This is a genomic window from Cellulosimicrobium sp. 4261, assembly GCF_040546915.1.
Classification (GTDB): Bacteria; Actinomycetota; Actinomycetes; order Actinomycetales; family Cellulomonadaceae; genus Cellulosimicrobium; species Cellulosimicrobium cinnabarinum.
In genome coordinates, this window is sequence record NZ_JBEPOQ010000021.1 from 1 (window position 1) to 22,995 (window position 22,995).

19 protein-coding genes are annotated in these 22,995 nt (G+C 76.1%); 14 read left to right on the forward strand and 5 right to left on the reverse strand.

The genetic code is table 11. From position 1 onward, the window contains the following. Nucleotides 1-176: 176 nt before the first annotated feature. The 4 genes from ABIE39_RS17670 to ABIE39_RS17685 all read right to left on the reverse strand — a co-directional run bounded on the left by ABIE39_RS17670 (nucleotide 177) and on the right by ABIE39_RS17685 (nucleotide 4,854). Nucleotides 177-1,148, reverse strand: a complete 972-nt coding sequence (locus tag ABIE39_RS17670; RefSeq protein WP_354052839.1) for an alpha/beta hydrolase — start codon at nucleotides 1,146-1,148, stop codon at nucleotides 177-179. Beyond that, nucleotides 1,145-2,104 carry a zinc-binding dehydrogenase gene (locus ABIE39_RS17675; protein ID WP_175009028.1) on the reverse strand — a complete coding sequence of 320 codons (960 nt, stop codon included), beginning with the start codon at nucleotides 2,102-2,104 and terminating at the stop codon, nucleotides 1,145-1,147. The genes ABIE39_RS17670 and ABIE39_RS17675 overlap by 4 nt, the downstream gene beginning before the upstream one ends. Nucleotides 2,105-2,177: 73 nt before the next feature. Beyond that, entirely contained in the window at nucleotides 2,178-3,428 is a 1,251-nt protein-coding gene (metX, locus tag ABIE39_RS17680) for a homoserine O-acetyltransferase MetX (protein WP_255437236.1), read from the reverse strand. 88 nt (nucleotides 3,429-3,516) lie between these two features. Beyond that, on the reverse strand, nucleotides 3,517-4,854 hold the full coding sequence (locus ABIE39_RS17685; RefSeq protein WP_354052842.1) for a bifunctional o-acetylhomoserine/o-acetylserine sulfhydrylase: 1,338 nt from the start codon (nucleotides 4,852-4,854) through the stop codon (nucleotides 3,517-3,519). A gap of 346 nt (nucleotides 4,855-5,200) precedes the next feature. On the opposite strand from ABIE39_RS17685, the gene ABIE39_RS17690 reads away from it, so the two are divergent. Next, the gene (locus tag ABIE39_RS17690; RefSeq protein WP_354052843.1) at nucleotides 5,201-6,580 is read left to right on the forward strand and encodes a C40 family peptidase; all 1,380 of its coding nucleotides are present in this window, start codon (nucleotides 5,201-5,203) and stop codon (nucleotides 6,578-6,580) included. Nucleotides 6,581-6,725: 145 nt separating this feature from the next. Here the strand turns inward: ABIE39_RS17690 and ABIE39_RS17695 are convergent, their stop codons facing one another. Further along, nucleotides 6,726-7,229 (reverse strand): inorganic diphosphatase, encoded by a 504-nt coding sequence (locus ABIE39_RS17695; RefSeq protein ID WP_034655165.1) that lies wholly within the window; start codon nucleotides 7,227-7,229, stop codon nucleotides 6,726-6,728. 260 nt (nucleotides 7,230-7,489) lie between these two features. Here ABIE39_RS17695 and dacB point away from each other — a divergent pair, with 260 nt between their 5' ends. The 13 genes from dacB to panC all read left to right on the forward strand — a co-directional run bounded on the left by dacB (nucleotide 7,490) and on the right by panC (nucleotide 22,977). After that, complete coding sequence (gene dacB / locus ABIE39_RS17700; RefSeq protein WP_209829847.1) at nucleotides 7,490-8,902, forward strand: D-alanyl-D-alanine carboxypeptidase/D-alanyl-D-alanine endopeptidase; 1,413 nt, start codon at nucleotides 7,490-7,492, stop codon at nucleotides 8,900-8,902. Between the two features lie 125 nt (nucleotides 8,903-9,027). Further along, nucleotides 9,028-10,155 (forward strand): Rv3626c family coenzyme F420 biosynthesis-associated protein, encoded by a 1,128-nt coding sequence (locus ABIE39_RS17705; RefSeq protein ID WP_175009024.1) that lies wholly within the window; start codon nucleotides 9,028-9,030, stop codon nucleotides 10,153-10,155. A 3-nt stretch (nucleotides 10,156-10,158) separates the two neighbouring features. Then, nucleotides 10,159-11,259 carry a tRNA lysidine(34) synthetase TilS gene (gene tilS, locus ABIE39_RS17710; RefSeq protein WP_175009023.1) on the forward strand — a complete coding sequence of 367 codons (1,101 nt, stop codon included), beginning with the start codon at nucleotides 10,159-10,161 and terminating at the stop codon, nucleotides 11,257-11,259. A gap of 5 nt (nucleotides 11,260-11,264) precedes the next feature. Continuing rightward, nucleotides 11,265-11,819 carry a hypoxanthine phosphoribosyltransferase gene (gene hpt / locus ABIE39_RS17715; RefSeq protein WP_021479810.1) on the forward strand — a complete coding sequence of 185 codons (555 nt, stop codon included), beginning with the start codon at nucleotides 11,265-11,267 and terminating at the stop codon, nucleotides 11,817-11,819. A gap of 178 nt (nucleotides 11,820-11,997) precedes the next feature. Then, a complete protein-coding gene (gene ftsH / locus ABIE39_RS17720; RefSeq protein ID WP_074808291.1) occupies nucleotides 11,998-14,100 on the forward strand; it encodes an ATP-dependent zinc metalloprotease FtsH in 2,103 nt (700 codons plus the stop codon). Continuing rightward, on the forward strand, nucleotides 14,100-14,753 hold the full coding sequence (folE, locus tag ABIE39_RS17725) for a GTP cyclohydrolase I FolE (protein WP_354052846.1): 654 nt from the start codon (nucleotides 14,100-14,102) through the stop codon (nucleotides 14,751-14,753). Before ftsH ends, folE begins: the two co-directional genes overlap by 1 nt. Nucleotides 14,754-14,817: 64 nt before the next feature. Next, nucleotides 14,818-15,705 (forward strand): dihydropteroate synthase, encoded by an 888-nt coding sequence (gene folP / locus ABIE39_RS17730; RefSeq protein WP_175009052.1) that lies wholly within the window; start codon nucleotides 14,818-14,820, stop codon nucleotides 15,703-15,705. Between the two features lie 120 nt (nucleotides 15,706-15,825). Then, nucleotides 15,826-18,327, forward strand: a complete 2,502-nt coding sequence (folK, locus tag ABIE39_RS17735) for a 2-amino-4-hydroxy-6-hydroxymethyldihydropteridine diphosphokinase (protein WP_354052848.1) — start codon at nucleotides 15,826-15,828, stop codon at nucleotides 18,325-18,327. Then, on the forward strand, nucleotides 18,327-18,845 hold the full coding sequence (locus tag ABIE39_RS17740; RefSeq protein ID WP_209829849.1) for a DUF3180 domain-containing protein: 519 nt from the start codon (nucleotides 18,327-18,329) through the stop codon (nucleotides 18,843-18,845). Before folK ends, ABIE39_RS17740 begins: the two co-directional genes overlap by 1 nt. Before the next feature lie 79 nt (nucleotides 18,846-18,924). After that, nucleotides 18,925-19,443 (forward strand): PH domain-containing protein, encoded by a 519-nt coding sequence (locus ABIE39_RS17745; protein ID WP_354052850.1) that lies wholly within the window; start codon nucleotides 18,925-18,927, stop codon nucleotides 19,441-19,443. Continuing rightward, nucleotides 19,440-20,978 (forward strand): PH domain-containing protein, encoded by a 1,539-nt coding sequence (locus ABIE39_RS17750; RefSeq protein ID WP_209829850.1) that lies wholly within the window; start codon nucleotides 19,440-19,442, stop codon nucleotides 20,976-20,978. The genes ABIE39_RS17745 and ABIE39_RS17750 overlap by 4 nt, the downstream gene beginning before the upstream one ends. Next, nucleotides 20,975-21,982, forward strand: a complete 1,008-nt coding sequence (locus tag ABIE39_RS17755; protein WP_175009020.1) for a DUF2520 domain-containing protein — start codon at nucleotides 20,975-20,977, stop codon at nucleotides 21,980-21,982. Before ABIE39_RS17750 ends, ABIE39_RS17755 begins: the two co-directional genes overlap by 4 nt. Beyond that, complete coding sequence (gene panC, locus ABIE39_RS17760; RefSeq protein ID WP_209829851.1) at nucleotides 21,979-22,977, forward strand: pantoate--beta-alanine ligase; 999 nt, start codon at nucleotides 21,979-21,981, stop codon at nucleotides 22,975-22,977. The genes ABIE39_RS17755 and panC overlap by 4 nt, the downstream gene beginning before the upstream one ends. Nucleotides 22,978-22,995: the final 18 nt, after the last annotated feature.

A 22,995-nucleotide genomic window follows, 5' to 3' on the forward strand; every position in this document is an offset into this window, starting at 1 on the left:
AGAGTAGGACGCCGCCGGACAACCCTTCACCGAAGGCCCACCCCACACGGGGTGGGCCTTCGGCATTTCCGCATACCCCCACACACCACGACGGACGAGCCGATGCCGGCACGTCCTGGGCCGTCGTCGGCCCGCACGAACGGTCGCACGGGTCGGCGAGAGCGGACGATCGCTGCTCAGGACCACCCGTACGCGGCCGACCAGCGGACGATCTCCGCGAAGAACTGGGCCCGGGGCTCGGGCGCCGAGAGCGACAGGTCGTGCATGCCGCCGGGGATACGCACCAGAGTCACGACACGACCCAGGTGCGAGGCTCGGCGGGCGAGGGGCTCCACGTCGAGCACGATGTCCGCGGCGCGCATGTCTTCCGTCCAGCGGGTGCTGAACAGCGACCTCTCGGCGAGGAGCACGAGGACGGGGCAGTGGATCGCGAGGCCGGCGGCGACGCGGGCGTGGCCGGAGATGATCGCGCGCAACCACCCCGCCCGGACGGGGAACGACGGGACCGGACGCCACGCGTCCTCGATCGTCCACGTGCCGTCCTCCCGGTCGCGGAGCGTGCGGGCGTAGTACCCGGGATCGACGTTCGGGAGCGGGGCGCGCGGCTGGAACCGCGCGAGCTGCCGGATGGCGGGGCCGGAGACGGTGCGCGCGACCGACGACCCCTGGAGCTCCAGCCACGGGCTGTTGAGGACCAGGCCACGCACGACGCCGGGGTGCCGGTGCGCCCACAGCGCGGCGACGAGGCCGCCGGTCGAGTGCCCCATGAGCATGATCGCGGCGTGCGCACCGAGGTCCTCCCGGACGACCTCCAGCGCGGCGGCGATGTCGGGGTCGTACTCCTCGAGGTGGTCCACGTACCCGGGGGTCTGGTGCGGGCGCAGGCTGCGACCGTACTTGCGCAGGTCGACGGCGTAGAAGGCGGCGCCGAGCCCGTGCCAGGTCTGGGCGAGCTCCGTCTGGAAGAAGTAGTCGCTCCAGCCGTGGAGGTAGAGCACCGCGCGCGCGGGGCGCAAGGGCTCCTCCGTCGGCGGGACGTACCGGACGACCGTGACGACGACGTCGCCCTCGTCGTCGGGCTCCAGCTCGACGGTGCGCTGCTCGAACCCTGCCCCGAGGACGTCGGGCGCCCAGGTCGGCGCCGTCACGGCGTGAGCACCACCTTGCCGAAGTGCTCTCCCGCGGCGAGGCGGGCGAGGCCGTCGCGGGCGCGCGCGAGGGGGAGCACCTGGTCGACGACGGGGCGCACCTCGCTCCGCGCGAGGAACCGCAGGAGCGCGGCGAGGTCGTCGCGCGAGCCCATGGTCACGCCCTGCACGCGGATCTCGTGGAAGAACACGCGCGAGAGCTCGGCGGGCGACGCGTCGCCGCTCGTCGCGCCCGCCACGACGACGGTGCCGCCCGGCCGCACGGACCGCAGCGAGTGGCGCCACGTGGCCTGCCCGACCGTCTCGACGACGACGTCGACGGGTGCGGGCAGCCGGGCGCCGGGCTCGAACGTCGCGGCCGCGCCGAGGCGGGCCGCTCCGGCGCGCTTCGCCGCGGAACGGGACGTCACCCAGGTCTCGAGGCCGGCGGCGGCGCCGAGCGCGACGGCCGCCGTCGCGACGCCGCCGCCGGCGCCCTGCACGAGCACACGGTCCCCGGGAGCGGCACCACCGGCGGTGAACAGCATGCGGTAGGCGGTCAGCCACGCCGTCGGGACGCACGCGGCCTCGACGAAGGTCAGCTCGGGCGGCTTGGGGACGAGGTTGTGGGTCGGGACGGCGACGCGCTCCGCGAGGGTGCCCGGGTACCGCTCGGACAGCAGGGAACGGCGCTCGGTGGGTCCGACGCCGTGCCCGTCCGCACCGACGACGGCGTGCACGACGACCTCGGAGCCGTCGGGGGCGACGCCCGCGGCGTCGGTCCCGAGGATCATGGGCAGGCGGTCGGCGGGCAGCCCGACGCCGCGCAGCGACCAGAGGTCGTGGTGGTTGAGCGACGCGGCGCGCACGTCGACCGTGGTCCAGTGCTCGCGCGCCTCGGGCTCGGGGCGGTCCCCGACCACGAGGCCGGCCAGGGGGTCGTCAGGGTCGGTGCGGTCGGCGTAGGCGGCGAGCATGGGACCAACCTACGGTCCGGCCCGCGCTCCGACCACGGGGCCCGCCTCGGGACCTGCCCGCCCGACGTGCGGGTCAGTCCCGAACGCGCGCTCGCTCGCCGAGGAAGTCGGCGACGATCGGTCCGAGCTGGTCGAACTCGATGAGGAAGCCGTCGTGCCCGAAGTCGCTCGTGAGCGTCCGCAGGGGTTCGGCGCCGGGGATGCCGGCGGCGATGCGCGCGCAGTCGGCGGGGAGGAACAACCGGTCGGTGTCGACGGCGACGACGAGCGCGTGCGCGGTGATCTGCGCGAGCGCCTCCTCGACGCCGCCCCGGTCGCGCCCGAGGTCGTGCGTGAGCATCGACTCGGTGAGCACGACGTACGAGTTCGCGTCGAACCGGCGCGCGAGCTTGTCGCCGTGGTGGTCGAGGTAGGACTGCACCGCGTAGCGGCCGTCGGTGAACGGGTCCTCGCCGCCCTGCGGGAGCCGGCCGAAGCGGTCGTCGAGCTCACGCGCGGACCGGTAGGTGGCGTGCGCGATCTGCCGGGCGATGCCGAGCCCGACGTGCGGCCCGTCGCCGTCCGCGGCGTCGTAGTAGTCGCCGCCGCGGAAGCCCGGGTCGGCGCGCACGGCGCCGAGCTGAGGGTGGGCCCAGGCGATCTGGTCGCCGGTGGTCTGGGCGGCGGTCGCGATCGCGGCGAGCGAGACGACGTCGACCCCCGCCTCGGGGCCGAGCAGCGCCCACTCCAGCACGCGGTGCCCGCCCATCGAGGCGCCGACGACGAACGCCCACGACGTGATGCCGAGCGTCCGGGCGAGCTCGATCTCCACCGCCACCTGGTCGCGCGTCGTGACGCGCGGGAACCGGCTGCCCCACGGGCGGCCGTCGGGCGCGGGCGAGGCCGGTCCGGTGGTGCCCTGGCAGCCGCCGAGCACGTTGGGCGCGACGACGAACCAGCGGTCGGTGTCGATCGGGGCGCCGGGCCCCACGAGCGACTCCCACCAGCCCGCGGTCACGTGCCCCGGTCCGGCCGGGCCGCTCACGTGCGAGTCGCCGGTGAGGGCGTGCAGCACGAGGACGGCGTTCGACCCGTCGGGCGCGAGCGTGCCCCACGTCTCGTACGCGACCCGGACGTCGGGCAGGCGGGCGCCGGACTCGAGGTCGAACGTGCCGACGTCGGCGAAGCGCCGCCGGCCCACGGGGTCGCCCGGGCGCCACGCCCCGGTCGCCGGGACCGGGGCCTTCACCCGCGCGCGCGACGGCGCGACGCCGTGCGTCGACGAGTCGCCCGGCCGCGCGCCGGAGCGGGCGTCGGGAGCGGGGGAGAGGAGCTCGTCGTTCACCGGGGTCACCGTCGGCCACTGTACGGCCGGGGCGCCCAGGGCGCCCCGGCTGTCCAGATCCGTCATCGTCGCGCCCGTCGCCGGCCGGTCAGGAGCCCAGCGCCGACTTGGCGGCGGTGAACCCGAGCTCGAGGTCGGCGAGGATGTCGTCGACGTGCTCGATGCCGACCGCCAGACGGACCAGGCCCGGCGTCACGCCGGACTTCGCCTGCTCCTCGGGGCTGAGCTGGGCGTGCGTGGTCGAGGCCGGGTGGATGACGAGCGACCGCACGTCGCCGATGTTCGCGACGTTCGAGTGGAGCTGCAGCGCGGAGACGAACGCCTGGCCGGCCTCGCTGCCGCCGTCGAGCTCGAACGCGAGGACCGCGCCCGCGCCGCGCGGCAGGTACTTCTGCGCGTTCGCGTGCCACGGGCTCGAGGCCAGGCCCGCGTAGTGGACGGTCCGCACGTCGTCGCGCGCCTCGAGCCACTCGGCGACCTTCTGCGCGTTGGCGACGTGGCGCTCGACGCGCAGCGAGAGCGTCTCGATGCCCTGCGCGATGAGGAACGCGTTGAACGGCGAGATCGCCGAGCCCAGGTCGCGCAGGAGCTGCACGCGCGCCTTGAGCACGTACGCGAGGTTCGCCCCGAGGATGCCGTCCACCCCGAGGTCGCGCGCGTAGACGAGGCCGTTGTACGACGGGTCGGGCGTGTTGTAGTTCGGGAACCGCTCCGGGTGCGCCGCGTAGTCGAACGTGCCGCCGTCGACGATCACGCCGCCGATCGCGGAGCCGTGGCCGCCGAGGTACTTCGTGGCGGAGTGCACGACGACGTCCGCCCCGTGCTCGAGCGGACGCAGCAGATAGGGGGTGGCGACCGTGTTGTCGACGACCAGCGGGACGCCGACCTCGTGCGCGACCGCCGCGACGGCCTCGATGTCCAGCACGTCGGCCTGCGGGTTCGGGATCGTCTCGCCGAAGAAGAGCTTGGTGTTCGGGCGGACGGCGTCGCGCCACGCCTGCGGGTCGTGCGGGTCGACGACGAACGTCGTCTCGACCCCGAGCTTGGCGAGCGAGTACTGGAGCAGGTTGTAGGTGCCGCCGTACAGGCTCGGCGACGCGACGACGTGGTCGCCCGCCTCGGCGACGTTGAGGATCGCGAACGTCGTCGCGGCCTGCCCGGACGCGAGGAGCAGCGCCCCGACGCCGCCCTCCAGCGAGGCGATGCGGTTCTCCACGACCTCCTGCGTCGGGTTGCCGATGCGCGTGTAGATCGGGCCGAGGTCCTTGAGCGCGAAGCGGTCGGCCGCGACCGAGGCGTCCGGGAAGACGAACGACGTGGTCTGGTAGATCGGGAGCGCGCGGGCGCCGGTCGTCGGGTCGGCGCTCTGGCCGGCGTGGACCTGGCGCGTCTCGAAGGACCAGGCGGGGGCGTTGTCGGTGCTCATGGTTGCTCTCCTGCGGGTGGGGTGGGACGGCGGCGTGCGGGTGCACCGGGGCGGGTGCGGCGGGGACGGGGGTCGTCGACCGCGGCGAGAGGCGCACGCGGGACGGGATGCCGCGGCGAGGGCGTCGTCGACGACGGCTCGCGGGCAGGCGAACGTGCGCTCGGGTCAGCGACACATTCGACGGGACATGAGGCCGAGGCTAGGCGCGTCGTCGGCGACCCGGTAGTGCCTTCTCACCATGCGAGACCACATTGTGAGAACGCTCCGACCGCTCGGATCGCGCGGAGCGGACCTTCCGGGCAGACTCGTGCGAGTGCTGTCAACGAGACACGCCGAGGAGGGGTTGATGAACCGCGTGACCCGGAGCGCGCCACGCCGCCGCGTCGTCGTGGCAGGGGCCGCCGGAGCGCTCGTCCTCGCGCTCGGCGTCGGCCTCGCGCCGAGCGCCTCGGCGGCGCCGTCGGACGACGACGTGCGCGCCGCGCACGAGGCCGCCGACGGGGCATCGCGCGACGTCGCGACGGTCGAGCGTGAGCTGGCGTCCCTGCGCGACCGGCACGCCGCCGCGGAGGCCGCCGTCGAGACGGCGGCGGAGGAGTACGCCGCGGCGCAGGGTGAGCTGGAGGCTGCCGACGCCGAGGTGCGCGACGCCCAGGCGGCGCTCGCGACGGCCCGGTCTGGCGAGTCCGACGCGCGCGCCTCCGTCGGCGCCCTCTTCCGCGCGTCGCGCCAGGGCTCGACGGAGCTCGACGCCCTGCGAGCGGTCCTCGACGCGGACGGCGTGGAGCAGGTCGTCGCGCGCGAGAACGCCGAGCGCGTCGCGGGCCGCACCGCCGGTCGGGCGGTCGAGACCCACGCGACGGCGCGCGCCGTCGCGGACACGGCCCGCGCGCGGGCCGACGCGGCGCTCGCGCACCAGGCCGAGGTCGAGGACCGCGCGCGCGACGCGCTGGCCGTCGCGCAGGTCTCCTCCGGGGCGCTCGACGAGGCTGTGCAGGAGTCGGCGGCACGCCGCGAGACGCTCCTGGCCGAGCTCGCGCAGGCCCGCGCCACGAGCGTCGACGTCGAGAGGGAGCGCCAGGACGCGCTCGACGCCCAGGCCGCGAGCGCGCGCGAGAGCGCGGCCCGGGAGCGGGTCGCGCCGCCCGCTGCGGGGACGCCGGCGGCGGCGCCGTCCGCCCCGGCCGCGCCGTCCGCCCCGGCCCCGCAGAGCCCGGCTCCCGCCCCGGCACCGGCTCCGGCCCCCGCTCCCGCGCCGGCGCCGGCTCCCGCCCCAGCGCCAGCCCCGGCTCCGGCGCCTCAGCCCACTCCTGCCCCGCCGCCCGTCGTCACGCCGCCGCCCGGCACGGGCGTCGGGAACGGCGCCCAGGGCCAGGCCGCCGTCGCGTGGGCGCGCACGAAGATCGGCGCGCCGTACGTGTTCGGCGGCACCGGGCCGGGCTACGACTGCTCGGGCCTCACGTCCCGCGCGTGGGCCGCCGCGGGGGTCGACATCACCCGGACGTCGCGCTCGCAGTACCAGCGTGTGCAGAAGATCTCCTACGACCGGCTCCGGCCCGGCGACCTCATCTTCTATGCCAACGACACGTCGAACCCGTCGACCATCCGCCACGTCGCGATGTACACCGGCGGCGGGATGATGATCGAGGCGCGGCAGCCGGGGAGCCCCGTGCACGAGGTCGCGATGCGCTGGGCCGACGCGATGCCGTACGCGGGCCGGCCGTAGCCCGGGCCGTACCCCTGCCCGGTCCCGCCCTCAGGCCTGCCCGGCCCGAGCTGGTCCGCGGTGACCGCACCGGGCCCGTGACGCTCGACGGCGGCCGCCCACCTCGCGAGGTGAGCGGCCGCCGTCGTACGGGAGGACGTGCCGGTCAGTGGCCCGGCGTGTGGTACCCGGAGTCGATGGCGCGCTGCAGGGAGCGCTCGATCTCGGCCTCGGCGTCGGCGCGGCCGACCCAGTGGGCGCCCTCGACGGACTTGCCGGGCTCGAGGTCCTTGTAGACCTCGAAGAAGTGCTGGATCTCCAGGCGGTGGAAGTCGGACACGTCGTCGATGTCCTGGCGCCACGCGGCGCGCTGGTCGCCCGTCGGGACGCACAGCACCTTGTCGTCACCGCCGGCCTCGTCGCGCATGCGGAACATGCCGAGCGCGCGGCAGCGGATCAGGCAGCCCGGGAACGTGGGCTCCTCGAGCAGCACGAGGGCGTCCAGCGGGTCGCCGTCCTCGCCGAGCGTCCCCTCGATGAACCCGTAGTCGTCGGGGTAGCGGGTCGAGGTGAAGAGCATGCGGTCGAGGCGGATGCGACCGGTCGCGTGGTCCACCTCGTACTTGTTGCGCTGCCCCTTGGGGATCTCGATCGTGACGTCGAACTCCACTGCTTCCTCCAGTCGTACCGGCACCGCGGCGCTCGGGCGGTGGCTGGTGTCGGATGATCGACGGACGACGCCGTCGTGCGGGAACTAGTGTGACACGGGACGTCCGCCCACAAGAGTCCGTACGGCCCTGGGCGGGCGACGCCGTGAGTGATAATGCGCACGTGCCCGCGGCCCCGGAGCAGGGTCGGACGACCGGCGACCGGTCGGGACGGGCGGACGGACGACGCGCCCCGGCGGCCGGGGCGGAGCGAGGGAGAGGTATGGGCTGGGCGACGCGCACGGGCGTGGCCGTCGGCGTGGTGCTCGCGCTCGCGGGCGGGTACGCCGCGGCGGACGCCTACGACGTCGTCCCGGGGGTGCTGACGCTCGAGCCGCCCGTCCCCGAGCCGCCGCCGTTCCCGCAGGCTCCGGGCGCCGTCGCCGCCCCGCCGCTCGAGGTCGAGCTGCCGGCGCTCGACGACGCGGCGCCGGTCCCCGCGACCGGCGCGGTGCAGGCTCTCGTGGACGCGCTCGTCGCGGACACGCGGCTCGGCCCGCGCGTGGGCGTCCTCGTGACCGACGCGATGACCGGCGACGTGCTGGGCTCCAGCGGCGAGAACGTGGGGCACGTCCCGGCGTCGACCCTCAAGACGTTCACCGCCGCGGCGGCGCTCACCTCGCCGGGAGCGCACACCACGCTGCCCACCCGTGCCGTGCTCGAGGGTCAGGAGACGGTGTACCTCGTGGGCGGGGGCGACATGATGCTTGCGGCCGGCGCCGGGGACCCGACGGCGGTCAACGGCCGGGCCGGGCTCGGCGACCTGGCCGCGCAGGTCGCGGGCGAGCTGCGGCTGACGGGGCGCACGACGGTCTCGCTGCGCCTCGACGACACCCTGTTCACCGGGCCTGCCGTCGCGCCGACCGTCGACCCGGCCAGCGTGCGCAACGGCTACGTCGCGCCCGTCGCCGCGCTCGCGGTGAACATCGCGCGCCTCACCGACGAGGAGTACGCGCCGCGCGCCGAGGACCCGGCCCTCGCCGCGGCCGACGCGTTCGTGGCCGCGCTCGCGCAGGAGGGCGTGACCGTCTCCGGGGACGTCGTGCGGGCCCCGGCGCCGAGCGAGGGGCGCACGGTGGGCGAGGTGGAGTCCGCCCCGCTCGGGGACGTCGTCGCGTACCTGCTCCAGCACTCGGACAACACGATCACCGAGGTCGTCGGCCGGGTCGTCGCGCTCGACGCGGGCCTGCCCGGCTCGGGGGCCGGCGCGACGCAGGCCGTGCGGGCGGCGGTCGAGGGCCTCGGCGTCGACCTCACGGGCGCGACGCTCGCGGACCTGTCGGGCCTCGGCGACGGCTCCGTCGTCACGCCCGCGCAGCTCGACGAGGTCGTGGGCCTCCTGGCCGACCCCGCACAGCCGCGGCTGCGGCCGGGCGCGGTGGGACTGCCCGTCGCGGGGCTGTCGGGGACGCTCGACGAGCGCTACCTCGCCAACGCGGGCCGCGGCGTCGTGCGCGCGAAGACCGGCAGCCTGCCGAACGTCACGTCGCTCGCCGGGACGGTCGTCACCGCCGACGACCGCCTCCTCGTGTTCTCCCTCATGGCCGACGCCGTCCCGGATGGCGGCACCTACGGCGCGCGCCTGATCCTCGACGACTTCGTGGCGTCGCTCGCGGAGTGCGGCTGCATCGCTTGACGGGCCGCGCCACGGCCTGGTGTGCGCTCCCGGTTCCGGTGCCGTGCGTCGGGCCGTGCGTTGCGCCTGCCCCCTCGACCTCGCGGACCCCGCCCACCTCGCGACGAGCGGGTTACCGTGGGCCGGTGACTCTCGTCGAGCAGGGCGGCCGTCCCCACGGCCCGTCGCGCGGCGACCGGTCGGTCGTCGACTGGTCCGCCGCCGCGCAGATCGCCGGGCGCCTCGCGCGCCCGGGGCCGCAGGCGTCGCGCGCCGAGCTGGCCGACCTCGTCGAAGGGCTGCGCACCGCGGCGGGCGAGGCCGTCCCGCACGTGCTCGACGTGACCCGCATGACGCCCGTCGCGGGGACCCCGCAGACGCTGGGCACGGTGCACGTCGTGGACCGGCCGCGCTGGGCGCGCGCCAACACCGAGATCATGGCGGCGCTCACCACGGGCGTCACCGAGGCGCTCGTGGGGGAGAGCGGGCGGGTGCCGCAGGCGACGGCCCTCGTCGGCGCCGCGCAGGTGGGGTCGGTCCTCGCGGTCCTCTCGAGCCGGGTCCTCGGCCAGTTCGACCCGTACAGCGGGCAGGCGGCGGCAGGGGCCGGCCCCGGCCGGCTCGTGCTCGTCGCGCCCAACGTGCTCCAGGTCGAGCGCGCGCTCGACCTGCGGCCCGCCGACTTCCGCCTCTGGGTGTGCCTCCACGAGCAGACGCACGCCCTCCAGTTCGCCGCCGCGCCGTGGCTCGCGGACCACCTGCGCACGCGCGCCGGTGACCTGCTCACCGAGCTCTCCGCGTCGTCGCGGCGCCTCGCCGAGGCCCGTCTGCGCGACAAGCTCGTCGCGGTGGGGCGCGCCGTCCTGCACGCGGTGCGCGGCGAGGGCACGACCCTCCTCGACGGTCTCCTCACGCCCGAGGAGCAGGACCGGCTCGCCGACGTCACGGCCGTCATGGCGCTCCTGGAAGGCCACGCGGACGTCGCGATGGACGCCGTCGGGCCCCGCACCGTGCGCACGGTGCGCAGCATCCGCCGCAAGTTCGACGCGCGGCGCGACGGCGAGGGCAGCTCCGGCCTCGACGTCGTGCTGCGGCGCCTGCTCGGGATGGACGCCAAGATCGCCCAGTACCGCGACGGGGCGGCGTTCGTCCGCGCCGTCGAGAAGGAGGTCGGGCGCGACGGCTTCAACGCCGTCTGGGCGTCGCCGGAGAACCTGCCCACGGCCCGCGAGATCGCCGACGCGCGCGCCTGGGTGCGCCGCGTGCACGGCTGAGCCGTGGGCGGGCCGGCGCCGGTCGTCGCCGCTGCGCGCCACGCCGTGCGCGGCGCGCTCGCCGACCTGCCCCCGGGGGCGACGGTGCTCGTCGCCTGCTCCGGCGGCGCGGACTCGACGGCGCTCGCGGCCGCCACGGCGTTCGTGGCACCGCGCCTCGGGCTGCGGGCGGGCGCCGTCGTCGTCGACCACGGGCTCCAGGACGGCAGCGCCGCCGTCGCGGCGGCCGCCGCCGCGCGCTGCCTCGACCTCGGGCTCGACCCGGTGGAGGTACGCCGCGTCGTCGTCCCGACGGCGGGCGACGGCCCGGAGGCCCACGCCCGGACGGCCCGGTACGCCGCGCTCGACGACGCCGCGGCGACCCGCGGGGCCGCCGCGGTGCTCCTGGGGCACACGCTGGACGACCAGGCCGAGACGGTGCTCCTCGGCCTCGCCCGCGGGGCGGGTGCGCGCTCGCTCGCGGGCATGGCGCCGCGGCGCGGTGCGTACCGGCGGCCCTTCCTCGCCCTGCGGCGCACGCAGACCGAGGCGGTGTGCCGCACGCTCGGGCTCGACTGGTGGGACGACCCCACGAACACGGGCCCGCCGCTGCGCTCGCAGGTGCGCGGGCGGGTCGTGCCGACGCTCGTCGACGTGCTCGGCCCGGGGGCGGTGCCCGCGCTCGCGCGCAGCGCCGACCTCCTGCGCGACGACGCCGACCTCCTCGACGCGCTCGCGGCGGACCTCCTCGCGGCGGCGCTCGTCCCACCCGGTGCTGACCCCGGCCGCGGCGCTGACCCCGGCCTCGACGGGGACTCCCGCCCCGGCGGGGGAGCGGCGCCCGGCGCGACGGTCGTGCTCGACGTCGAGCCGCTCGCCGCCGCGCACCCGGCCCTGCGGCGTCGCGCCCTGCGTTCGGCGGCGCTGCGGGCGGGATGCCCGGGGAGCGACCTGTTCGCCGTCCACGTCGACGCGCTCGACGCGCTCGTCACCGCGTGGCGCGGCCAGGGGCCGGTGCACCTCCCGGGCGACCGCAGGGCGTCGCGCGCGTGTGGCAGGCTTTCCCTGGGCCCCGGACCAACGCGCCGGGCCGGCACCACCCACCTCCCCCCAGCTCAGGAGTGACCCCCGTGGAAGCATCGGACGTCGCAGGCGACCTCGAGAACATCCTGCTCACCGAGGACCAGCTCGGTGCGCGGCTCGACGAGATCGCCGCGCAGATCGACCGTGACTACGCGGGCAAGGACCTCCTGCTCGTCGGCGTGCTCAAGGGCGCCGTCATGGTCATGGCGGACCTGGCGCGCCGCCTGCACAGCCACGTCGAGATGGACTGGATGGCGGTGTCGTCGTACGGCTCGGGCACCAAGTCGTCCGGCGTCGTGCGCATCCTCAAGGACCTCGACGCCGACCTCACCGGTCGCAACGTGCTCATCGTCGAGGACATCATCGACTCGGGCCTCACGCTCTCGTGGCTGCTGTCGAACCTCCGCTCGCGCGGGCCGGCGTCGGTCGAGATCGCGGCGATGCTCCGCAAGCCCGACGCGGCGAAGACCGAGGTCGACGTGCGCTACGTCGGCTTCGACATCCCCAACGAGTTCGTCGTGGGCTACGGCCTCGACTACGCGGAGAAGTACCGCAACCTGCCGTTCGTCGGGACGCTCGCGCCGCACGTCTACTCGAGCTGAGCCGGGCCGCGGCGGGCGAGGCGCCCGCGCGGGCCGCCCAGGGAGCTGCTCAGGGAGCACGGACCACGCCCTGGGCGAACAGAGGGAAGATCCCCAGCAGGCGTCAAGGTCCAGAGTGTAGTTTCGAGCCCGAACACTTGCGCGAGCGGAGGGATCCGGGGCGCACGCCCCGTCGCCGATGAACATCAAGAAGATTCTCAGTGGGCCGATCGTCTGGATCGTCCTGGGCCTCGTGATCCTGTGGATCGCGTTCGCGACGTTGTCGCGCCCCACGGTCCAGCGCATCGACACGTCCGCGGGCCTCGAGCTGCTCTCGGGCGACACGGTCGAGCAGGCGCTCATCGTGGACGGCGACCAGCGCGTGCGTCTCACGCTGTCCGAGGACTACGTCGTCGACGAGGGCACGGACACCGAGGAGAACAAGGGCAAGAACGTCGAGTTCTACTACGTCCAGCCGCAGGGCGAGGCGGTCGTCGACGCCGTCGTCGCCGCGGAGCCGAAGGACGGGTACAACTCCGAGGTCGCGCAGCCCTCGTTCTGGTCCTCGCTGCTCGGGCTGCTCATCCCGTTCCTCATCATCGGCGTGCTCTTCTGGTTCCTGCTGTCGCGCATGCAGGGCGGCGGCTCGCGCGTCATGGGCTTCGGGAAGTCGCGCGCCAAGCTCGTCTCCAAGGACACGCCGCAGGTGACGTTCGCGGACGTCGCGGGCGCCGACGAGGCGGTCGAGGAGCTCCACGAGATCAAGGAGTTCCTCTCCGACTCGGAGAAGTTCCAGGCCGTCGGGGCCAAGATCCCCAAGGGTGTCCTGCTCTACGGCCCTCCCGGCACGGGCAAGACGCTGCTCGCGCGCGCCGTCGCCGGCGAGGCGGGCGTGCCGTTCTACTCGATCTCCGGCTCGGACTTCGTCGAGATGTTCGTCGGCGTCGGCGCGAGCCGCGTCCGCGACCTGTTCAACCAGGCCAAGGAGAACTCGCCCGCGATCATCTTCGTCGACGAGATCGACGCCGTCGGTCGCCACCGCGGCGCCGGCATGGGCGGCGGCCACGACGAGCGCGAGCAGACGCTCAACCAGCTCCTCGTGGAGATGGACGGCTTCGACGTCAAGACGAACGTCATCCTCATCGCCGCGACGAACCGCCCGGACATCCTCGACCCGGCGCTCCTGCGCCCGGGCCGCTTCGACCGTCAGATCGCGGTCGAGGCGCCCGACCTCAAGGGTCGTGAGGCCATCCTGCGGGTGCACGCCGCGGGCAAGCCGATCGTCCCCGAGATCGATCTCGCGGCCGTCGCGCGCCGCACGCCCGGCTTCACCGGGGCCGACCTCGCGAACGTGCTCAACGAGGCCGCGCTCCTCACCGCCCGCAGCGGGGCGCAGCTCATCGACGACCGGGCGCTCGACGAGGCGATCGACCGCGTGATCGCCGGTCCGCAGAAGCGCACGCGCGTGATGAACGTCAAGGAGCAGAAGATCACCGCGTACCACGAGGGCGGCCACGCCCTCGTCGCGGCGGCCATGCGCTACACGGACCCCGTCACCAAGGTGACGATCCTGCCGCGCGGCCGGGCGCTCGGGTACACGATGGTCATGCCGACCGAGGACAAGTACTCCACGACGCGCAACGAGCTGCTCGACCAGCTCGCGTACGCGATGGGCGGCCGCGTCGCCGAGGAGCTCGTGTTCCACGACCCGACGACGGGCGCCTCGAACGACATCGAGAAGGCCACCGCGATCGCGCGCAAGATGGTCACCGAGTACGGCATGAGCGAGCGCGTCGGCGCGATCAAGCTCGGCTCCGGCTCGGGCGAGCCGTTCCTCGGCCGCGACATGGGCCACCAGCGCGACTACTCGGAGTCGGTCGCGGGCACGGTGGACCACGAGGTCCGCAAGCTCGTCGAGGCGGCGCACGACGAGGCGTGGGAGGTGCTCACGCAGTACCGCGACGTGCTCGACGCCCTCGTGCTCGAGCTCCTCGAGAAGGAGACGCTGAACCAGGCCGAGCTCGCGCGCGTGTTCTCCCCCGTCGAGAAGCGCGCCCCGCGCGACGTCTGGCTGTCGAGCGAGCAGCGGGCCGTCTCCCAGCGCGGTCCCGTGCTCACCGACGCCGAGAAGGCGGCGCAGAACGGCGCGCCCGTGATCCCGCAGGACGAGGCCGCGGCCGCGAACGACGAGCTCCCGCCGGAGCGCATCGGCGAGGTGCCCGCGGACAGCCCGCTCGACCGCGCGCTCGGCCGCGACACGACCACGGACGTCACCGACGTGCGCGAGCCGGGGCAGGACTGATGGGGAACCCCTCGGACGCCTCCGCGGGCACCGGCGCGATCACGCCGGCCCGGTCGGCGGAGGGCCTGCGCGCCCCCGCGGACGTCCCGCCGTACGACCAGGACCGCGCGGAGGCCGCCGTCCGCGAGCTGCTGCTCGCCGTCGGCGAGGACCCGGACCGGGAGGGGCTGCGCGAGACGCCGGCCCGCGTGGCGCGCGCGTACCGCGAGATCTTCGCGGGCCTGCGCCAGGAGGCCGCAGACGTCCTGACGACGACCTTCGACCTCGGCCACGAGGAGATGGTGCTCGTCAAGGACATCGAGGTGTACTCGACGTGCGAGCACCACCTCGTGCCCTTCCACGGCGTCGCGCACGTGGGGTACATCCCCAACGTGGACGGTCGCATCACGGGCCTGTCGAAGCTCGCGCGCCTCGTCGAGGTGTACGCGCGCCGCCCGCAGGTGCAGGAGCGGCTCACCTCGCAGGTCGCGGACGCGCTCGTGGAGCATCTCAAGCCCCGCGGCGCGATCGTCGTCGTCGAGTGCGAGCACCTGTGCATGTCGATGCGCGGCGTGCGCAAGCCCGGCGCGCGCACCGTCACGTCGGCCGTGCGGGGCCAGATGCGCGACGGCGCGACGCGTGCCGAGGCGATGAGCCTCATCCTGGGGCGCTAGACCCGTGGACCGGTTCGTGGTCGCAGGGCTCGAGGAGCTCGCGGACGTCGGCCGCACGCTCGTCATGGGCGTCGTCAACGTCACGCCCGACTCGTTCTCCGACGGCGGCGAGTGGTTCGAGCCGGACGCCGCGATCGCCCACGGGCGCGAGCTGCTGGGCGAGGGCGCGGACGTCCTCGACGTGGGCGGGGAGTCGACGCGACCCGGCGCGGGCCGCGTGCCCGTCGAGGCGGAGCTCGCGCGCGTGCTCCCCGTGATCTCCGCGCTCGCGGCCGAGGGCGCGGTCGTCAGCGTCGACACGACGCGCGCGGTCGTCGCCGAGCGCGCGGTGGCCGCGGGCGCCCGGATCGTCAACGACGTCTCCGGCGGTCTCGCCGACCCGGCGATGGCCGAGGTGGTCGCGCGCACGGGCGTCGCGTACGTCTGCATGCACTGGCGCGGCCACGCCGACGTCATGGACGACCTCGAGGACTACGACGACGTCGTCACGGACGTGCGCGACGAGCTCGCCGCGCGCGTGGACGCGCTCCTCGCGGCGGGCGTGCGGCGCGAGCAGGTCGTGCTCGACCCGGGTCTCGGCTTCTCGAAGGCGGGGTCGTCGAACTGGCCGCTGCTCGCGCGCCTGCGCGAGCTCGAGGCGCTCGGCCTGCCCGTCCTCGTGGGTGCGTCCCGGAAGCGGTTCCTCGGGCACCTCCTCGCGCGCTCCGACGGGCGGCCCGTCCCGCCGCTCCTGCGCGACGACGCGACCGCCGCGGTCACGACCCTCGCCGCGGCGTCGGGCGCGTGGTGCGTGCGGGTGCACGCCGTCCGGGCGTCCGCCGACGCCGTGCGGGTCGCCGCCGCCTGGGGGCGGGCCCGCGACGAGGTCGTGCGCCCCGGGGACGCGACGGCGGCGGAGCCCGCGGACGGACCGAGGGCCGGGAGCGACTCGACGGCGCGGCCCACGACCTAGCAGGATGGGCGAGGGGCCCCGCGGCGCGGGCGGCCCGGCGCAGCACGACACACGCAACGAGACACGGTGACGACGACCCGCCCCGGCGGGCGACGACGCAGCACCGGACGGGAGCACGACGTGACCACAGCGTTCGCAGGAGCGGTCCTCGACGCGGACGGACGGCCGTTCGACCGGATCCGCCTCACGGGCCTGAGCGCGACGGGCCACCACGGCGTCCTCGAGCACGAGAAGGCGCAGGGCCAGCTCTTCCGGGCCGACGTCGTGCTCCACCTGGACACGCGCGCCGCGGCGAGCGGGGACGACCTCTCCCGGACGGTCAGCTACGCAGGTGTCGCCGAGGACGTCGTCGCCGTCCTCGCCGGGTCGCCCGCCGACCTCGTCGAGACCGTCGCCGAGCGCATCGCCGCGACGATCCTCACGCACGACGACGTCGTGGCCGTCGACGTCGCGGTGCACAAGCCGCAGGCGCCGATCACGGTCCCGTTCGAGGACGTCGAGGTCGTCATCCGACGCGACCGCGTGGTCGTCCCCGTGGTCGCACCGCTGTCGCGCCGTGCGGAGCAGTCGCGCGACGCGCAGCCCGTCGGGCCGATCCCGGTCGGGTCGGTGGCCCCCGCGCTCATCCACGGCGTCGGCGACGTGCCCGCGCCCGACGACCGGGCCCCGCTCGCGCCCGCGCCCGACGTCATGCCGCCGAGCATCCTCCCCGGCGCGGCCGGTGCCCCGGGCGAGGACCCGCGGACCGCGGCCGAGACCGGCGCGGAGGCCGAGTCCCCGGAGGACGCGCTCGACGCGACCCGCGAGGCTCCCGCCGTCCGGGACGACGCCGCCCCCGAGCAGCAGGCTCACGCGGAGGCTCCGTACGGAGAGGCACCGCACGGCGAGGCACCGTACGGGGAGTCCGCGCCCGACGACGCCGCGGCGCACCCGCAGCAGGCGGCGTCGTACGACGAGCTCGTCGCGGGGTCCGTCCCGGGGGACGTCCCCGAGCACGTGCTGCACCACGACGCGTCGCCGGTCGCGCCCGGCGCGCCGTCGGGCGAGCAGGAGACCGTCCCCGGCGACGCCCCGCCCGCGCCCGTCGAGCACGCCGCTCCCGAGGCCGAGCCCCTGCCCTACGGCGCCGCGGCCGAGCCCGCCCCGGCGCACGACGGGCCCCCCGCCGGGGCCCACGACGCCACGGAGGCGGCCGCGCCCGTCGAGCACGACCGGATGGACGACGTGCCCGCCGGGTTCGTCGAGGTGGTGCTCGCGCTGGGCGCGAACCTCGGCGACGCCCAGCAGACGCTGCGCGACGCGATCACGGACCTCGACCGGATCTCCGGGCTCGAGATCACCGAGGTGTCACCGCTGGCCCGGACGGAGGCCGTCGGCGGCCCCGACCAGCCGGACTACCTCAACACCGTCCTCCTCGCGCGCACGCGCCTCTCGGCGCGCGACCTGCTGCACGCGTGCCAGGCGGTCGAGCAGGCGCACGGCCGGGTGCGCGACGAGCGCTGGGGCCCCCGCACGCTCGACGTGGACCTCATCGTCTACGGCACGCTGACGGCCGTCGCGGACGACCTGGAGCTGCCGCACCCGCGCGCGCACGAGCGCGCGTTCGTGCTCGAGCCGTGGTCGCAGATCGACCCGGACGCGGTGCTCCCGGGCCTCGGGGGCGGCCCGGTCGCGGCTCTCGCGGCGACCGCGCCCGACCGCGGCGGCATCCGGTGGCTCGCGCTCGACTGGCTGACGGACCCCGCCCCCGACCCGACGGGCGCCGTGCCCGTGACCACGGGCAGCACGGACTCCGCCGCGCCGCCGCCTGCGCCCGTCGACGCGCCCGACCCCTACCAGCAGGCGCACACCGGCCCCGTCGCCGCCCCGTACGACGGACCGGCGACGCCGAGCGGGGGCGTGCCCGCCCCCGACGGCTCGTCGGCCCCGCAGGCTCCGCCGCAGCAGCCAGCGCAGCAGCCGGCGACCCCGCACGAGGCGCACCCGGCGCTGCAGCAGCCCGTGGCCCCGCAGCAGCAGCCGGCCCCGCCGCAGCCCCCGGTCGTGCCGCAGCCGGCCGGTCTCCCGCAGACCGTGACCCCGAGCGAGGCGCTCCCGGCCCGTCCGGTCTTCGCGCCCGTCTCGGAGGGCGTGGCGCCCGAGGGCGCGGCCCCGCCGGTCGTCCCCGACGGCTCGTTCGACCCGCGCGAGGACGCGGGCGTCCCCGTCGCGCCGTTCCCCGGGCCGTCGAACCGGCCGCCGTCGCACCCCGAGCCGGCGGCGCCCGACGCCGGGAACGCCCCGGACGCCGCACCCGGCCCCGCGCAGGACGCGCTGCGCGCCCCGGAGCACGGCGCCCCCGCGCACCCCGTCTTCGCGCCGGTCCACGCGCCCGAGCCCGTGCCGGCCGCGCCGCAGCACCCCGCCGTGCCGCAGCACCCGGCCGCGCCGCCCGCGCAGCCGCCCGCCGACGCCGCGTCGTCGGGTGACGGCATGATCCGGTCGGTGCCGTTCGCCCCGGTCTCGGGCAGCGGGCAGGAGTCCGCCCCCGGCCCGCTCGCGGACCCCGCGCTGCACCCGGCGAACGACCCGTGGCCGCCGTTCGGGCCGGTGTCCGGCAGCGGCCGCGACGACGAGCGCTGATGCGGCGCACCTCCGTCCGCACCCTGCTGCTCGTGGCGGTCGCGACCGCCGTCGGGGGCTGGTTCGTGGTGCGCCTGCTCCAGAGCCGCGGCACGCTCCTGCCGGCGGTGCCGTGGATCGTGGACGTCACCGTCCTCGCGCTCGCGGCGGCGGTGTTCTGGGCGGGCTGGACCGTCCGCGCGTACCAGCAGGGCAAGCGCCCGTCGCTCGACGCGATCCGCGCGGCGCGCACGTTCGTCCTCGCGAAGGCGGCCGCGCTCACGGGGGCGCTCCTGACGGGCTGGTACGGCGCGCAGGTGCTCGCCGCGCTGCCCGACCTGTCGATCGACGCGTTCCGCGACCGGGCCCTCGCGGCCGGGGCGGCCGCCGCGTGCGCGGTCGTGCTGGCCGTCGTCGGGCTCGTGGCCGAGCGGTTCTGCCAGCTCCCGCCCGACGACGGCGGCGAGGGCCGGGAGGGCCGCGAAGGCTCGGTGACGCGCGAGGACCCGGAGACGCCGGGCGCGGGCACGCCCGCCTGAGACCCGCGCCCTGCCCGGCACGGTGCACGAACCGGTGCACGACCCCGCCCGCACCGGGACGGGATGGGAGAATCGACGCATGACCGACCCTGCACGGGACCAGGACCCCCGCGGCACCGGCCCCTTCGACCCGCCCGGCACCGAGTGGACGCGCGTGTCGCCGCGGCTCGTCACGGCGCGCCTGCTGTCCGTGGGGATCACGCTCGCGATCCCGGCCGTGGCGCTCGTCGTGCTCGCGATCCTCTTCCCGCACTGGTGGCAGTGGCTCGTGCTCGGCGTGCTCGCGCTCCTGGGCCTGTGGGCGGCGGTCCTCGTGCCGCGCCAGGTCCGTGCGATCGGGTACGCGGAGCGTGACGACGACCTCCTGATCCGCCACGGCATCATGTTCCGCACGCTCGTCGTCGTGCCCTACGGCCGCATGCAGTACGTCGACGTCCAGGCCGGGCCGCTCGCGCGCAAGCTCGGCATCGCCCAGGTCCAGCTCCACACGGCGTCCGCGTCGACCGACGCGACGATCGACGGCCTCGAGCCCGCCGAGGCGGAGCGCCTGCGCGACCGGCTCGCGTCGCGCGGCGAGGCGAGGCTGGCGGGCCTGTGAACGACGCACCGGCCACCGACGACCTCGTGTGGCACCGGGTGCACCCGGTCACCCCGCTCGTGCGGGGCTGGACGGTCATCGCGGTGCTCCTGGTCGTCGTCGGCCAGCAGACGCTCAACGGGCTGCCCGAGGGGGAGAACCTTCTCGAGGGCGACCGCTGGTGGATGATCCTCCTCGGCATCCTCGTGGTGGGCCTCGTCGGGCTCGGCTACTCGGCGGTCGCGTGGCGCATGACGAGCTACGCGGTCGACGACGAGTCGGTGCACCTGCGCACCGGCGTGCTGTTCCGGCAGCAGCGCAAGGCGCGCCTCGACCGGCTCCAGGCGGTCGACGTCGTGCAGCCGCTCCTGGCCCGGTTCTTCGGGCTCGCCGAGCTCAAGCTCGAGGTCGCCGGGGGAGCGGACTCGGGCGTGAAGCTCGGCTTCCTCAAGGAGGCGGAGGCGAACCGGCTGCGCAACGACCTCCTCGCGCGCGCCGCGGGCCTGCGGGTCGCGCGCGAGCGCCCGGCCGCCGCGACGGCGCCCGGCGCCCCGGGAGCGACCCCGGTCCCCGGCTCTCCCGGCACCGTCGGCACGCCGGTCGGGGAGGTCACGGTCCCCGCGACGGACGCGCCGTCCTTCGTCGCGGAGGCGCCCGAGCAGCCCGTGACCGCCGTCGGGCCGGGACGGCTCGTCGCGTCGCTCCTGCGGTCCGGCGCGACGGTCGGGCTCGTCCTCGGTGTGCTCGGCATCGCGGGCGTCGTCGTCGGCACGCGCGAGATCGGGATCCTGTTCAGCGCGCTGCCCGCCGTCCTCGGCTTCGGCGGGTTCCTGTTCTCCCGGTTCACGGGGGAGTTCGGCTTCCGGTCCGCCATCTCGCCCGACGGCATCCGCCTGCGCCACGGCCTGCTGGAGACCCGCTCGCAGACGATCCCGCCCGGTCGCGTCCAGGCCGTGCGGCTGCGGCAGGGACCGTTCTGGCGCGGGCCGGACTGGTGGCGCGTCGACGTCAACGTCGCCGGGTACGGCGTGAGCACCGACGGGACGGACAGCACGAGCGTGCTCCTGCCCGTCGGCACGCGCGACGAGGCGCTCGCGGCCCTGTGGCTCGTGCTGCCCGACCTCGGCACCCCGGACCCGCGCGGCCTGCTCGACGAGGGCCTGTCCGGTCTCGACGCCGGGCAGCACTTCGTCGTGTCCCCGCGCCGTGCGCGCCTGCTGGACCTCTTCTCGTGGCGGCGCAACGGCTTCACCGTCACCGACCGCGCGCTCCTGCTGCGCGGCGGGCGCGTCTTCCGCACCCTCGTCGTCGTGCCGCACGAGCGCACGCAGTCGCTCGGCCTCGAGCAGGGCCCGCTGCAGCGCCGGCTCGACGTCGCGTCGTTCACCGTGCACTCGACGCCCGGGCCGGTCTCGCCCCGGGTGTCGCACCTCGACGCGCGGGACGCCGCGCGCCTCCTCGACACGCAGGCGGAGCGCGCCCGCGAGGCCCGCGCGCACGCGGGGCCGGAGCTCTGGATGCGCCGCGACGACGTCCCGCTCGAGGAGAGCGCGTGAGCACCGCGGAGGGTGGTCGCCGTCCCGGGCGGCTCGGGGTCGGCGTCGTCGGGGCAGGCCGTGTCGGCGCGGTCCTCGGCAGCGCCCTGCGTGCCGTCGGCCACGCGGTCGTGGGCGCGAGCGGCGTGTCCGACGCGTCGCGCGACCGCATCGAGACGCTCCTCGCGGGGGTGCCCGTCCTCGAGGTCCCGCAGGTCGTGGAGCGCGCGGAGCTCGTGCTCCTCGCCGTGCCCGACGACGCGCTCCCGGCCCTGGTCCGCGGCCTCGCCGACACGGGGGCGTGGCAGCCCGGCCAGATCGTCGTGCACACGTCGGGCCGCTACGGGACGGCCGTCCTCGACCCGGCGCGCGCCGCGGGCGCGATCCCGCTCGCGCTGCACCCCGCCATGACGTTCACCGGCACGTCGCTCGACCTCGCGCGCCTCGAGGGCACGACGTTCGCCGTCACCGCTCCCGGCCCGGTCCTGCCGATCGGGCAGGCGCTCGTCGTCGAGCTCGGCGGGGAGCCGGTCGTCGTCGCGGAGGAGTCGCGCGGGCTCTACCACGCGGCCCTCGCGCACGGTGCCAACCACCTCGTCGTGCTCGTCGCGCAGGCCGCGCAGGCGCTCGAGGCAGCGGGCGTCGACCAGCCGGGGCGCGCGCTCGCGCCGCTCCTCGCGGCCGCCCTCGACGGCGCGACGCGCGGCGCCGACGCGGGTGCCGAGTCGGGGACGGGCGCGGGCGCCGGCGCGCTCCTCGGGCTCACCGGGCCGGTGGCGCGGGGCGACGTCGGCACCGTCCGCGAGCACCTCGCCGCCCTGGACGCGCTCGCGGCGACGAGCGACGCCGCGGACGTGCCGCCGTCGTACCGGGCGCTGAGCCGCGCCGCGACGCACCGCGCGCTCGCGGGCGGCCGGCTCGGCGAGCGCGCGGCGCGCGAGCTCCTCGACGCGCTCGACGCCGCCCCTCTCGACCCGCAGGACCGGCACGACCCGCAGGACCCGCACGACGAAGGACGAGCATGACGAGCACCCACCGCCCGGACGCCGGAGCGGACGCATCTGACGCCCCGGCCGTCGTGACGACGCGCGCTGCACTGCGCACCGCGCTCGACACGTGGCGCGCCGAGCACCCGCACGGGCGCCGCGTCGTCGTCATGACCATGGGTGCGCTGCACGCCGGGCACCTCGAGCTCGTGCGCCGGGCGCGCGCGGAGGCGGGCGCCGACGGCCAGGTCGTCGTGACGGACTTCGTCAACCCGCTCCAGTTCGGGCCCGGCGAGGACTACGAGCGCTACCCGCGCGACGTCGCGGCCGACGTGGCGCTGCTCGCCGCGGCAGGCCCGGACACCGCCGCGGACGTCGTCTTCGCACCGCCCGTCGAGGAGCTCTACCCCGACCTGGGCTCGGCCGACGGCCCGATCGTCCGGGTGACGTCGGGGCGCATCGGGACGGTGCTGGAGGGCGCGTCGCGGCCCGGGCACTTCGACGGCGTGCTCACGGTCGTGCTCAAGCTGCTCCACCTCGTGCGGCCGGACGTCGCCGTGTTCGGGGCGAAGGACGCGCAGCAGCTGCTCGCGGTGCGCCGCATGGTCGCCGACCTCGACCTCGACGTGGAGGTCGTGGCCGTCGAGACCGTGCGCGAGGCGGACGGTCTCGCGCGGTCGTCGCGCAACGCGTACCTGTCCCCGGCCGAGCACGAGCACGCGCTCGCGCTGAGCCGCGCGCTGCGCGCCGGGCGGGACGCCGCGGCCGCGGGGGAGGACGCGCCGTCCGTGCTCGCCGCGGCGCGGGGAATCCTGGAGGCCACCGACGGCGTTGACGTCGATTACGTGGTGCTCGTCGATCCCGCTACCGTGGAGGACCTGGCGCCCGGCGCCGTCGGCCCCGGGCTCCTCCTGGTCGCGGCACGCGTGGGCACCACGCGTCTCATCGACAACACGGCCGTCGAGATCGTGCCGCCCGCGACCCGGGCGGCGGACCCCGCAGGCCGTGCCCCCGCACCTGGAGGAACCGCGTGACCGCGCAGACCCCGTCGA